10 protein-coding genes and 1 pseudogene are annotated in these 13,655 nt (G+C 54.6%); 9 read left to right on the top strand and 2 right to left on the bottom strand.

What is annotated here, in order from left to right; translation table 11 throughout:
- Positions 1–28: 28 nt before the first annotated feature.
- From ABGA49_RS01225 to ABGA49_RS01210, 4 genes are all read left to right on the top strand, one after another.
- Positions 29–526, top strand: a complete 498-nt coding sequence (locus tag ABGA49_RS01225) for a cupin domain-containing protein (RefSeq protein ID WP_061495736.1) — start codon at positions 29–31, stop codon at positions 524–526.
- Between the two features lie 211 nt (positions 527–737).
- Entirely contained in the window at positions 738–2,861 is a 2,124-nt protein-coding gene (locus ABGA49_RS01220; protein WP_061495738.1) for a hypothetical protein, read from the top strand.
- Positions 2,830–4,692: a hypothetical protein gene (locus ABGA49_RS01215; RefSeq protein ID WP_061495740.1), complete on the top strand. Its 1,863-nt coding sequence runs from the start codon at positions 2,830–2,832 to the stop codon at positions 4,690–4,692. The genes ABGA49_RS01220 and ABGA49_RS01215 overlap by 32 nt, the downstream gene beginning before the upstream one ends.
- Complete coding sequence (locus tag ABGA49_RS01210) at positions 4,689–5,306, top strand: hypothetical protein (protein WP_061495742.1); 618 nt, start codon at positions 4,689–4,691, stop codon at positions 5,304–5,306. Before ABGA49_RS01215 ends, ABGA49_RS01210 begins: the two co-directional genes overlap by 4 nt.
- On the opposite strand, the gene ABGA49_RS01205 is transcribed toward ABGA49_RS01210, so the two are convergent.
- On the bottom strand, positions 5,272–6,171 hold the full coding sequence (locus ABGA49_RS01205; RefSeq protein WP_347665008.1) for a LysR family transcriptional regulator: 900 nt from the start codon (positions 6,169–6,171) through the stop codon (positions 5,272–5,274). The two genes, ABGA49_RS01210 and ABGA49_RS01205, sit on opposite strands and share 35 nt — an antisense overlap.
- A gap of 100 nt (positions 6,172–6,271) precedes the next feature.
- Here ABGA49_RS01205 and ABGA49_RS01200 point away from each other — a divergent pair, with 100 nt between their 5' ends.
- Positions 6,272–7,096 (top strand): SDR family oxidoreductase, encoded by an 825-nt coding sequence (locus tag ABGA49_RS01200; RefSeq protein ID WP_347665007.1) that lies wholly within the window; start codon positions 6,272–6,274, stop codon positions 7,094–7,096.
- Here ABGA49_RS01200 and ABGA49_RS01195 read toward each other — a convergent pair.
- A complete protein-coding gene (locus tag ABGA49_RS01195) occupies positions 7,093–8,037 on the bottom strand; it encodes a zinc-dependent alcohol dehydrogenase family protein (RefSeq protein ID WP_347665006.1) in 945 nt (314 codons plus the stop codon). The two genes, ABGA49_RS01200 and ABGA49_RS01195, sit on opposite strands and share 4 nt — an antisense overlap.
- Before the next feature lie 56 nt (positions 8,038–8,093).
- On the opposite strand from ABGA49_RS01195, the gene bla reads away from it, so the two are divergent.
- The 4 genes and pseudogenes from bla (at position 8,094) to treY (ending at position 13,651) form a co-directional block, all read left to right on the top strand.
- On the top strand, positions 8,094–8,963 hold the full coding sequence (gene bla, locus ABGA49_RS01190; protein ID WP_347665005.1) for a class A beta-lactamase: 870 nt from the start codon (positions 8,094–8,096) through the stop codon (positions 8,961–8,963).
- A 179-nt stretch (positions 8,964–9,142) separates the two neighbouring features.
- Positions 9,143–9,262: pseudogene (locus tag ABGA49_RS01185) on the top strand (formate dehydrogenase cytochrome b556 subunit); the annotation flags it as partial.
- A gap of 94 nt (positions 9,263–9,356) precedes the next feature.
- Entirely contained in the window at positions 9,357–11,144 is a 1,788-nt protein-coding gene (gene treZ / locus ABGA49_RS01180; protein ID WP_347665004.1) for a malto-oligosyltrehalose trehalohydrolase, read from the top strand.
- A complete protein-coding gene (gene treY / locus ABGA49_RS01175; protein WP_347665003.1) occupies positions 11,141–13,651 on the top strand; it encodes a malto-oligosyltrehalose synthase in 2,511 nt (836 codons plus the stop codon). Before treZ ends, treY begins: the two co-directional genes overlap by 4 nt.
- The last annotated feature ends 4 nt before the right edge of the window (positions 13,652–13,655 follow it).

The raw sequence follows: 13,655 nt of genomic DNA, 5'->3' as shown, positions 1-13,655 counted from the left end.
AAGGGAACGCTTTTTTCAGGAATCCTCTATGAATGACAAAACGCTGCCACCCTTTGTTATCCGCAATTTCAACGAGATTGAGATGGAGACCTTTGTCCGCCCGCCGTTGTACGAGTCGCGCGGGGGATCGCTGACCAACGGCACCGCTGCCACTAAGCTTGGCGCATCAATAGATATTTTGCCGCCGGGTAAACGCGCCTGCCCGTTCCATTTACACCATGCGCAGGAGGAGATGTTTATCGTGCTCAACGGTAGCGGCACCTTGCGCATTGGCGATGAGTTACGCGCCATTAAAGAGGGCGACGTTATCTGCATTCCGCCGGGTAAAAACTGGCCGCATCAGATTATTAATACGTCCGATCAGCTTCTGCGTTACCTCTCTATCAGTACCCTGGAAAGCCCGGAAATCTGCGAGTACCCCGATGCGGATAAATTTCTCGCCCGCGCCCGGGTTGACGGGCGCGACACCTTCCGCCGGGTGGATTTTAACGGCGAAGGTGTGGATTACTGGGAGGGGGAAGACTAAAAATTGCTCGGAATTGATGACTGATACGGATAGCTGTATTGTGCGGATCAGTCATGTAAGCTGATGCATTTTCTGCGGAGTGATAAATAGCAGTTAAATAACCCGCTGCCCTGTCATGGTTTGTCACTCACGTCCGATACTATCAAAGCAGAGGCTGATTTAATGCTCTGACAACCTGTGGTCACAAATAAATAATAAGGGATCATTTTTCATGTCCATCAATATTCAAACACTAAGGACTTTGCGGGATGCTTTGCGGTCGACTCTCGAAATCTGCATTAAGCAAGGCGATGATAACGAAAATATCAATAAAATTATTGCTACATTGCGCCAGGTTGAACTGACGATCGTATTAAATAATGAGTCAATGTACGCAATAGCTGGCACTCAGGGTGCAGGGAAAACCACGCTGGCAAAAGAGACACTTGGCATAAGTGAGCGTTGGTTAAAACCGAATCCCGGTCGTGGTGAACAAATCCCCCTGTTTATTGAACAAAGCCGTGAGCTTAAATCGGGTGAGCAAGCTGCGTTTTATGTCTGTGTTAATTACAAAACGGGTGAAATTGATCGCAATGTTGCCTGCAAGGATGACGCAGAATTTGTGGCATTGCTTCAGGACTGGAATGGGCTGACCAGTAAAGAACCGCAGGAAGGGTGGCGTATTCTTTATCCCAAATTACGCATCAGCACGCAGGATTCCTTTATTGATGACGAATTAAGCTGGGTACTGTTACCGGGCTATGAAATTACCAACCAGCGCAACCACCGGTGGCAGAACATGATGCGCCATGTCCTGCTTAACGCGCGGGGTGTGATCGTGGTAACCGATCAGACAATTCTGGCGAATAGCAACCAGAATATGGTGCAAAAAGATTTGCAAGGCAACTTCGCTGGTCGTTCCCCGGTCGTAGCGATTTCCCGAACCGAAGCGCTTACCGAAGATCAGTGTGAAGAAGTTCGCGCTACGGCGGCGAAGTTGTTCAACCCGGAACGGGCTGATAGCAGCAATATCGTGACTATCGGCATAGGTAACCGCGAGAGATGGATTGACCCGCTGCGTGAGGCTATCAGAAACAACCTGTTGAATAGCGCCGCGTCTGAAGCGGCTGCGCTTGAACGCATTATGGATATTTTCCATAACGATGTGGGGGACATTATTGACCTCCTGAAAGTCTTGCACAGCAAAATGGATGATGGCGAACAGTCTGTCGAGGAGACCCTTGAGGCGTTTGACAACTGTGTCGATAAGTATGAGAAGACGCTGCGTCGTCACCTGGAAAAACAATTGTCGGCGCATAAAGAGGCCGTTTTTAGGTACTGTGAGCTTGACTATCAGCAGAAAGAAGAAGGGTTACGGAACAACCTTAAAACCCTTGGCCGGCGTTTTATGTTTGAAGGGATGCAAATAGAACGCGAACGAAAAGAGCGGGTGCTGGATGCCTGGAAGCGCAGTTACAATAATCTGAGCCTCAGCGATCGCAACTTTTTGGTGTTTGATACGGTTAACCGTGAAACGCTGGTAGCGCAGGGACTGTTGCCAGAGAATGATAATCACACCTCGCTGATGACGGCAACAAGCAGGATTGCTGACAAAATGGGCTATACCCACAGCGAACAATCAGTGATTGAAAAACATCCTGCCTCGTTGCGGACCAATGACGATCGACAGCAGGTTGAAGAGACGCTGAGAGCATTGTTATACAAACCTCAAAAGGGTGAAGAGGCAGGTACACCGCCTGCGCTTGGGCAGACGATGAAAGTGCTGCCTGCTCTGGTGATGGAGTTCGCCCGCGCGGGTTCAGCAATGGATATCTCAGTGCCAGGCCAGACTGCGCTGGCGGAAGAAGTGTTGCCAAAACAAATTTTCGATGCACTGTTTGTCAAGGGGGAAAATTATTACCCCATTCGTACCGCGTTGGGCGCGTTGATTGGCCTGGATGCGGCAGATGGCAGCCTTAATGGTGAATACAATCCGAACGCGCCGGGCGGGGCGGCGGCGATTGCTCTGTTAGGCAAAGCGGCGGTGGTGGCATCTGTTGCCTATGGTGCGTATCAGTTAACCGGTATCATTCGCGACAGCGACCGGGCGCAGATCTATTTTATTAAACGGATGTTGGATGAACTGGCATTTAGCCATATAGAGTCTGTTATCGGCCAGTATCGGGATATTATGGCCGGAATGCGCAATGTGATTGAGTTCAACCTCAACCGGCGCTTTGGCGCAGTCGACGTGTTAAGTCAAAAAAGCGAAATTATTCTCGCGATAAAAAAACTGTCCGCCGTGCAAAAAGATGCCAGACGTTATGAAGCCCATTTCCAACAAATTCTGGCATGATCTCAACGCGGAGCGTTATCACTGGGCAGAAAAGTGTTATGCCACTTTTCTGCGCCAGTGCGACGCCGATCGCCTTATTCAGACCCGCGGTGAAGTCGCCCGGCAGGTGTCGATCATTGTGTATGGGCCAACACAGGTAGGAAAAACTTCGCTCATTCTGACACTGTTAGGTGTTAAAGAGTCCTGTTTTGAGGAAGTTAGCCGAATTCTTCGTGGCGGGCAGACGTTGGGAAATAGCGCAACTGCCTGTACCTATCGCTATCGTATTGCTGAAGATGATAGCTGGTATTTTAGCCATCTTGCCCACGGACTGCAGCGTTACTCTGACGAACAAGCCACGGCTGTATTTAGCGAAATACGCCAGCAGATGGAGCATTCTCACGGCCATTTTTCCAGTATTGATATTTTTATTCCGGCCCGTTTTTTCCCAACGAATAACACGCAAGCAACGCAGTATATTATTCGCGACCTGCCAGGTATTCACGCTGCAAACGAGGTTGAGCGTGAATATGTTAGCGTATTAATGGGTCAGTATCTCAGTTCTGCTGATGTCATTTTGTTGGCCGGAACGGTGGATTCGCTGGGGTTTCTGAAACCCGAAGCCCAGGAGCACGATGTGGCGCGAGACTGGCTATGGCAACCTCATCGTTACAAAATTATGCTGACGCGCAGCTATTCCAATGCGTCAGTACACGCGTTGCTACAAAAGGGTGAATTGAAAACCCCGCTGGATATCCGCAATTACTTACTCCAGCAAATTAATACCCTCGATGTGATGCTTCCGGATGCATTTAAAACACAGCTATTCCCGGTGGAATGTGGTCACTCCTGGCTACATATTCAAAAAGGGGACGCGGGATACGCCCAATTGTGCAGGCAACTGCGCGACGATTTTTTAGCTGAATTACAGGCGCAACTGACGCAGGCGACAAACCCGCTTGCGCGTTTACGCTCTGGCTTTACGCTTCCTTATTTTCTTGGGAAGCAAATGGAGCACCTGCAAGGGATCTTTTATGCGGATAAATGTGCACTGGATGCCAGCCAGGAACGAAAACTAGGGCAGATAAAAGCTGCCAATGATCGCCTGACTAAGATCCAGGAAAGATTGCGATCTGGCCTGCAAACAGAAACCCTGTCCTCGCGTTTTACGGATTTCTCTTTTCCCACCATACCGATTATTCCCGATAAGTCGGATCAAACGGTGGATGTTTTAAAAACATGCCTTGAGCAGACCAGTGAGCATTTGCGCGATGCCTGGCGTAAGTGGGCAATAGATAATGCCCTGACAACGGATATTCAGCCGGGGTTATTTCGCACCGATAACATCGATCGTCTGCACAGTCAGCTAGCTGGCTATTATTTGAACAGATACTGGAGTAAGGAAAATTACGCTAAAGATAAAACCAGAGTGAGTGAGGCTATCAGGTCTGACATTGGCATTCTTATGACATCGGCGCAGAAACACATCATGGTCGCCACAGAGCATTATGAGCAGGGCATTTTGCGGCGAGTAAGACGTCTGCAACGTGCTGAGCACCGTCTTAACCGGATCATTGAATACTGGCGCAAAGAGGTTGAACGCCTGCAGTGCCAAATCGACACGCTTACGGATGAATACGCAGCACAGCACGCCTTGTGTGTAAGCCAGTTGACGTCGAGCAGGCGGTTTAAGGAAGTGATTGAAATGGCAAAAACAGAACGCGCGCAACAGCTTAAAGCGCAATTTACTCAGGCGCAGGCTTCGCGTGATGAACGGGTCGCTCTGATACTGGCTGCCAAAATGCTGGAAAAAGATTATCGCTACATCAAAATGTTAGGAGAGGGTGAATGAGTTCTCATGGCGGCGCGGTGAGGGAAGAAGAACTGCTTGTTGATGAACTGGTGCAGGATCTTTTTCTGCAAATGCTGACGCGGGAATTGACGGCGCATGCGGGTAAAATTACACAAGAGATCAACGATAATATCGGGTTCAATGCTGCTGAGTTGCTGAAAAAACTCAGCAAAAAGCATTCAGATCTGCAAAGGGAACAGGAAGAGAACAACGTACAGCGTCAGGACGACCTTCTTCAGGAAATCCAGGGCATTAAGCAAAACACCAACGCGCTACCTGACACTATGACGGGCAGGCTTGTTCCTCACGTTGACAGAATCAGTCAGGCTATAGCCAGGGGGCAACAGGCCAGCGCCAGCGAGGCTGCGCTATTGCTTGACGCGATTGAACAACTGAAACTTGCCGTTGTTCAGCAAGATGAGCAGCAACGAATGTCCACCGAGCAAACGGCGAAAACGTTAACCGACATCATCGCAACACTGGCTGAGAATGCTGCGCGTACCGACACCTTGCAACGTTCGGCGAAAAGAAACACAGGCTGGTTCTGCGTCAGTGCCGGGCTGAATCTTCTCTTGGCGGTTATGGTTTTTGCTCTGTTTCGCGGATGGCTGTAATAAACGCCTGCAACGTCGCCGGGATCTGGCGGTGGCTGGAGTAGTAAAGGCACAGCCCTTCAATGGGCGGGCACCAGGACTCCAGCACCAACACGGCGTCTCCCTGCGCAATGGCCTGGCGGGCGTAAGGCTCCGGTACAAACGCAATGCCGAGGCCTTTTACCGCCGCTTCAACCATCAGCGCACTGTTATCGAGACACAGATTTCCGGGCACATCCACTAACAGCGGTTTGTGATGGTCCATCAATTCCCAGCGGTAGCGCTTGCCGCCAGGAAGGCGCTGGCAAATGCAGCGGTGCTGATGCAGATCCTGCGGTGTTTGCGGCGTTCCGGCCTGGCTGAGATAGCCCGGCGAGGCAATAGCGATAAAACGGATCGGGCCACCAAACGGCGCAGCAATCATATCCTGGGGCACAGATTCTGCCAGGCGCACCCCCGCATCGAACCCTTCTGCCACAATGTCCACCAACCGGCCTTCGGTGACCAGATCCAGCGTCACATGCGGATGCGTATGCAGAAATCCTTCCACGACATGCTGCAACAACCAACGTGCGCCGCCTTCGTTGGCATTGATCCGCAACGTTCCGCTCAGCGTCTGCGCACCAAGACGCGTGGCATCGAGTACGTCGTCCAGTTCGTTCAACAGCGGTTGTAACCGTTGCAACAGCGCCGCGCCATGCTGTGTGAGCGAGACGCTGCGGGTGGTGCGGTGCAGTAGTCGGGCGTTTAGCTGGCTTTCCAGTGAACGCATCGCGTGACTGAGCGCGGAACGGGAAACTCCCAGTTCATTGGCGGCACGCTGAAAACTACGATGCCGGGCAACCAGCACAAAGGCGTTTAAATCACTCAGAGCGGGCGGTTTCATTGTTGAAAATGTCTCACCATATCATGCGCATTGTTGTGACTTATCATAGCACTGGCGACGACTTACGCTAACAGACGTTGAGTTGACGACGAGGTATGTGATGAAAAACTGGCTGATTACCGGGGCCTCCTCCGGTCTTGGATTGTTGATGACGCGTAAGCTGTTAGCGCGGGGTGACAAGGTTGTGGCGTGTGTTCGCCGCCCAGCGTCGCTGGACGAACTGTATGCACACTATGGGGAACGATTAATCGTATGCTGTTTTGATATGACGGACACCCCTGCGATGCGCGATGCACTGACGGTCGCCTTTACCGCCTGTGGCCGTATCGATTATGTGGTGAGCAACGCCGGTTATGGCCTGTTTGGCGCGGCGGAAGAGATAAGTGATGCGCAAATCGAACGGCAGATTGCCACCAATATGACCGGATCGATTCAACTGGTGCGCGCGGTGCTGCCGTGGTTGCGGGCGCAGAACGGCGGGCGGATTGTTCAGATCTCCTCGGAAGGCGGGCAGGTGGCCTACCCGAATTTCAGCCTTTATCACGCCAGCAAATGGGGTATTGAAGGGTTTATGGAGTCGGTTGCGCAGGAAGTGAAACCTTTTGGCATCGATATTGTGATTGCGGAACCCGGCCCGACGGCGACCGGGTTTGGTCAGGGGCTGGATCATGCAACCCCGCTGGCCGTCTACGATGAAACACCGGCTGGTGAAGTGCGACGGGCGATTGCCAGCGGTGCGTTTGACATTAAAGGTGACGCTGAACGCACGGTTGATGCCTTGATCAAGGTGGTGGAAATGCCACAGCCACCGTTCAGGGTGCCGCTTGGCAGCATCGCTTACCACCACCTGACGGCGTCGCTTTCCGCACGGCTACAGGAGATTGAACGCCAGCGTGAAGTTGCCTGTTCTGCCGATCGGGATTAGCGCATCTCCAGCAGCGGTTTGGCGGTTCTGCCTGGTGTCTGGTAGAACCGCACGGCCGCCTGCCACTGGTGCAGATCGAACCGTTCTGCATCACTGATGCGGCTGCGGCGCAGGTACGCCCAGAGCATGCGGAATGTCTCCTGCCACTTTGCGGCGGGCAGGGTCTTGAGATAATGACGAACATGAAACCAGTGCACCACAGGCAAATGCTGGCGAAGAGAGAATGGCTGTCCGGAAAGCAGGCCGTAGCTGATAAATTGCCCGCTATGCGGCATGGTGTCCAACAGATGTTGTGCCAGCGCGCCGCCGGTGGCGTCATACACCCTTTCCGCATTACCGGCCGCCTGCGCAATGGCCGCGCTTTCGGTTTCCAACAGGGGTTTGATGCCGCTGGCCGCGAGTCTGTCGGCATGGATCGCCGAGCGATAAATACCGGTCACGCTCAGTGCGCCTTGCTGTAAGGCCCATTGCGCGAGAAAACCCGCGCAGTCCGACCCTGCTGCCGTGACGATGACATGCCTGCCGACGGGCGGGTAGTGTTGCAGCATCAATAATGCCGCCAGCGGGTTGATATAGGCTCTGGCGGCAAGTGTATCGTCAATCTCCTCCGGCACGGGAATGGCGAAGGCCGCCGGGCAATCAACATAGTGCTGCCATGTTCCTTCGCCGCGTAAAGGCAACACCCGTCTTCCCACCAGATGTGCAGCAGTGGCGGGCGCCTGAGTCACCACGCCCACGCCTTCATAGCCTGCGACCGCAGGCAGGGTGATGCGGTGGCGGTACGCGCCCGTTACCGGGATCAAATCCGAGGCATTCACCGGGGCAAACGTCATTTTGACACGCATATTCTCTGCCGCCAGTGGCCCCGTTTCGCGCTTTTCACTTTGTAAACGCACCAATGGGTCGCCAAAATTTCGGTACACTATTGCGGTGTTGTACATGCTTTGCACTCTGTTATGCCGGTCGCTAACGTTAAACACTGTAAAGGATTATACCTATGTTTTTCCCGAAGAAATCCCTCTGCTCTCTGCTGCTTTCCGGCGTCTGCGCCGCAAATGCCGCCACCATTGATAACGCGACGTTGACAGCAGTTGCCCGCTTGCAGGAAGCGCATTTAGGCGCGCGTATTGGTATTGCCGTGGTGGATATCGCCAGCGGAGAAACGGTGAGTTATCGCGGTAATGAACGCTTTCCGCTGAACAGCACCTATAAAGCGCTGCTGTGCGGAGCGTTGTTGAGTAAAGCCGACAAAGGTGAATTGTCGCTGAATGACACCACGCAGTTCAGCCAAAGCGAACTGGTGGAGTATTCGCCTGTCACCAGCAAATTCGTTGCGCCAGCGACCATGAGCTGGCAACAACTGTGCAGCGCGGCCGTCAGTGAAAGTGACAACACGGCGGCCAACCAGGTGACGAAAAAGCTCGGGGGGCCGGCGGCGATAACGCAGTTTATTGCCTTTTCGGGTGACAGTGTCACGCGACTGGATCGCTATGAACCTGAGCTGAATAGCGCCATTCCGGGCGATTTACGCGATACCACCACGCCACTTGCTGTGAGCAAGACCCTGCAAAAATTGGCGCTGGGTGATGTGTTAACGCCGCGCTCCCGCGCGCAACTGGTGCAGTGGATGCGCGACGATAAAGTGGCTAATCCGCTGTTGCGTTCGGTGTTGCCAGCAGGCTGGGATATTGGCGATAAAACCGGCGCCGGTGCCAATGGTTCGCGTTCCATTATCAGCATCGTCTGGCCGCAAAAAAATAAACCCCAGATCGTATCCATTTATATAACGGAAACCAACGCAACGATGGCGCAAAGTAATGACGCCATTGCCCGAATCGGCACGGCAATATTTACTGCAACGCATTAATAAATCGGCAGAGGATAACCTCTGCCGCTACCTGACGTTAAATAATATTCTCCCCCGAATGACCCGCAAAAAATAACACGCCATGGATAATGGTTAAGCCGCATACATATCCTCACCCACGCGTTAACGTAAAAGAGGCGTGAAATAACAGGATTATTTTTGGCATGATTTCGCAACTGTGGGTGAAAACCTCAATCAACGGGATGATGGCAGGCAACGTCAGTCGCCGTTGGGCGAAAAAACACCGTCCACGCAGGTATTGTGAAGTGGAAATCATGGAAGAAAAACAGCAGCAGTAACGCACTTTCCGCCCGGTGTCGTCGGGGGGCTTGCCTCAGGCCTTGCAAATTATCGTCTATGATTGTTCTTCATGGCACGTGGAGAGGTAATTGCATGGCGTCGATAGCGTTTCGCAAAGGTTGGGGTGCAGAGTACGTTGCCGATGGTAGCGTGCATTTTCGCGTATGGGCAACCGGGCAGCAGCGCGTTGCCCTGCGGCTACCCACCGGCGATCGGGACATGCAGCGGCATGACGATGGCTGGTTTGATATCACTGTCGCTAATGTGCCGCCGGGTACGGCGTACCAGTTTGTGCTTGCTGATGGGATGGCGATCCCCGATCCCGCTTCCCGCGCGCAATCCTCCGGGGTTAACGGCCCCTCTGTCGTCATCGACCCCACTCGTTACCGCTGGCAACACCCACACTGGGCGGGCCGTCCGTGGGAAGAGACGGTAATTTACGAACTGCATATAGGGACGTTTACACCACAGGGAACATTTCGTGCAGCGATGGAAAAACTGCCGTACCTTGCACAGCTTGGCATCACCCTGATTGAAGTGATGCCGGTTGCCCAGTTTGGCGGTAACCGTGGTTGGGGGTATGACGGTGTGTTGCTGTATGCGCCGCATGCGGCCTACGGCACGCCGGATGATTTCAAAGCCTTTATCGATGCCGCTCACGGTTACGGTCTGTCGGTGGTGCTGGATATTGTGCTCAATCATTTCGGACCCGAAGGGAATTATTTACCTCTGTTGTCGCCGGACTTTTTCCATCAGGAGCGCCACACCCCTTGGGGGGCGGGGATCGCCTATGACGTTGACGCAGTGCGGCGTTATATCGTTGATGTTCCCCTTTACTGGCTCAACGAGTTCCATCTCGACGGGTTGCGGTTTGATGCTATCGATCAGATTGAGGACAGTGCGCAACCGCCCGTGCTGGTGGAGATCGCCCGCCGCATTCGCGAGGAAATCACTGACCGTCCTGTCCACCTGACCACCGAAGATAGCCGCAATATCATCGCGCTGCACCCGCGCGCGCCAGACGGGGCGGTGCCACTGTTTACCGCCGAATGGAACGATGATGTGCACAATGCCGCCCACGTTCTTGCGACGGGCGAAACGCACGCCTATTACCAGGATTTTGCCGACAAACCGCAAAACTGGCTGGCGCGTGCGCTGAGCGAGGGATTTGCCTTTCAGGGTGACATCGCGCCGTCGACGGGAAAACCGCGCGGTGTGGATAGCCGTGCCCAGCCGCCCGTGGCGTTTGTCGATTTTATGCAGAACCATGATCAGACGGGCAACCGCGCCCAGGGGGAAAGGCTGATTACCCTCGCGGGTGTGGCACGTGCGCGCGTCCTGCTCGCCGCACTGCTGTTTTCACCACACATCCCGCTGTTGTTTATGGGCGAAGAGTATGGCGAGACGCATCCTTTTCTGTTTTTTACCGATTTTCAGGGCGATCTGGCGCATGCTGTACGGGAAGGGCGAGCACAGGAATTTAAAGGCCATGCCGGGCACGATGGAGAAACGGTTCCCGACCCAAACGCCGTCGAGACGTTTACCCGCTCGCAGCTTGACTGGGGAGCATTAGAGCAGCAGGCCGCGCAGAGGTGGTTAACACAAACCCGTGACTGGCTGGCGTTGCGGCAAAAACATGTGGTGCCGTTGCTGAGCCGTGCACAAGGCCACTGTGGCGAGGTGTTAGCGACCGCGCCGGGTTTTGTGGCCGTCTGTTGGCGTTTGCCCCAGGGCACATTATCGCTGGCGTTCAATGTGGGTGCGACACCGCAGCCACTGCCGCATTTACCCGGTAACACGCTGGCCGCCTGGCCTGCTGAGCACGATGATCTGCCGCCGGATGCCTTCATTGTTCGTCTGGATCAGGGAGACCACCTGTGAATATACCGACCGCGACCTACCGTTTGCAGTTTCGCAATGGCATGACGTTCGGGGGGGCAACCGCGTTGATTCCGTATCTGAAGCGGCTGGGCATCAGCCATCTCTACGCCTCTCCGGTATTTACCGCCACACCCGGTTCAACGCACGGTTATGATGTGACGGATGCAAATGAACTCGATCCGACACTTGGCGGGCGTGAAGGGTTTGACCGCATGGTCAGCGCCTTAAAAGCCGCGGGAATGGGACTGATTCTGGATATTGTGCCCAACCATATGGCAGCTTCGCTGGACAATGCCTGGTGGCGCGACGTCATTGCCCGGGGCGAAAAGAGCGCGTATGCCCACCATTTCGATATCGACTGGTCGCAGCGGCTGACGCTGCCTTTTCTGGGCGATGATTTCGACACGGTACTGGAAAACGGTGAGTTGTCGGTGCAGGCCGATCCAGTAACCGGGCAGCCTGCGCTGGTTTACTACGACAATTTTTATCCGCTGGTGGCAGGAAGCTGGCAGGGCGAAGCGCACGCCATTCTGGGGCTGCGCGACAAGGCGCAGCTCGCCGCATTGCATGACCGCCAGCCCTGGCGTTTGATGAGCTGGCGAGATGCGCCCAATTCGCTCTCTTATCGCCGCTTTTTTGAAATCACCGGGCTGGTCGGCGTGCGCGTGGAAGATGAGACGGTGTTTGCCGATACCCATGTGCTGATCCTTGAACTGGTGCGTAGTGGCGCGGTGGACGGTTTACGCATCGACCACATTGACGGGCTGGCGGATCCGCAAGGTTATCTGACGCGGTTACGCCAGCATGTTGGCCCGGACTGTTATCTGACCGTGGAAAAAATCCTCGGCAAGGGTGAACAGCTCCCTGGCGACTGGCCGGTTTCCGGCACCACCGGCTATGAGTTTATTGCTGCGCTGTCGGATGTGTTGGTAGACGATGCGAATATTGATCGGTTACGCGATGCCTGGCATGCACAGCTCGGTCGAACAGTGGATATGCGGTCAGAACTGCGTGCGGCAAAGCTGCTGATGGTGGACCGCAATTTCAACGGAGAATTCACTGCGCTGCTGTCGCTTGCCCTGGCGATGGGACGTCGCGAAGCCCCGCCGCTGCCAGAGAGCGCGGTGCGCCAGGCGCTTCGCGAATTACTGATCGCATTTCCTGTCTATCGCACGTATGGCACGGCGCAAGGTCTGCCCGCAGCAGACGCGGCGCTGCTCCATAAGATGATGGACAACATTCAGCGCGGTCCGCATGCAGTGGATCCGCAGGCTCTCGACTTTCTCGCCGCTGTTTTAGCGGGCCGCGTGGCGGAAAGCGTGGCGAGTGAGGCGACGCGTTTTCGCACCCGTTTTCAACAACTGACCGGGCCGCTGATGGCCAAATCTGTCGAAGATACGCTGTTTTTTCGCCAGAACATGGATCTGGCGCTCAACGAGGTGGGGGCGGAGCCCTTGCCGCGCACTTTCTCACTGGCGCGTTTCCATGCGGAGATGAAGACCCGGCTCGCGCAGCAACCGGATGCGCTCTCTGCGACCTCGACGCACGACACAAAACGCGGGGAGGATGCCAGGGCGCGGCTCTATACGCTGACGGAAGCCCCCGAATACTGGGCTGAGTGTGTGGCGCGCTGGCGACAGATGAATCAGGCGAACGTGGTGCAACTTGACGACGGCCCCGCGCCGCGCCCGGCGGTGGCGTGGATGATTTATCAGGCGCTGGCGGGCGTCTGGCCGGTTGATCTGCAAGCCGATGACGCCGCAGGTTTACAGGCACTGGAAGAGCGGTTTGCGACATTTGTTGAGAAAGCGCTACGTGAAGCGAAACAGCGTACCGACTGGATCGAGACAAACGATGCTTATGAGCAGGCGGTACTCGACTATGCACGCCACTTGTTGTCACCGGACAACCGTGCGTTTTTGCAGGACTTTGTCACCTCACTCCAGCCGTTTATTCGTGCCGGGCTGGTGAATAGTCTGACGCAAACCGTGATTAAGTTAACCGCGCCCGGTGTGCCGGATATCTACCAGGGCAGTGAAGCGCTCAATTTCAGTCTGGTGGATCCGGATAACCGGCTGATGCCGGATTACGCAGAACTGGAACAGTTGTTGATGGCCGAAGAGCAGGCCGACCCTCATTCACAGGAAAGCTGGTCGAGCGGCCAACTGAAGCAGTTTTTTATCTATCGGCTGCTGCATTTACGCCAGCAGATGCCACGGCTGTTCCGCCGTGGCGATTATCTGCCGCTCACCGTTTCAGGTGAGCAGTCCGACAATCTGATCGCGTTCGCCCGTGTTGAAAACCAGCAGGCGTTGATCGTCCTGGCGCCGCGTCTGCTTTTTGGCGCGCTGGACGGCAGCCTGGCGGGTGCCAGCATTGTGTTACCCCCACAACTGGCGAACCGGCAGTATCGGGACATTCTCAGCGGTGAAGCGATTTTTTTGACCAACAGCGTGACACTGCGATCGGTCGGCGGGTTTACGTTCGCCGTGCTGGTAAGTGCATAAAAGA

Source organism: Kosakonia sp. WA-90 (genome assembly GCF_039871955.1).
Lineage (GTDB): Bacteria > Pseudomonadota > Gammaproteobacteria > Enterobacterales > Enterobacteriaceae > Kosakonia > Kosakonia oryzendophytica.
This window is presented reverse-complemented; position numbering and strand designations above follow the sequence as displayed.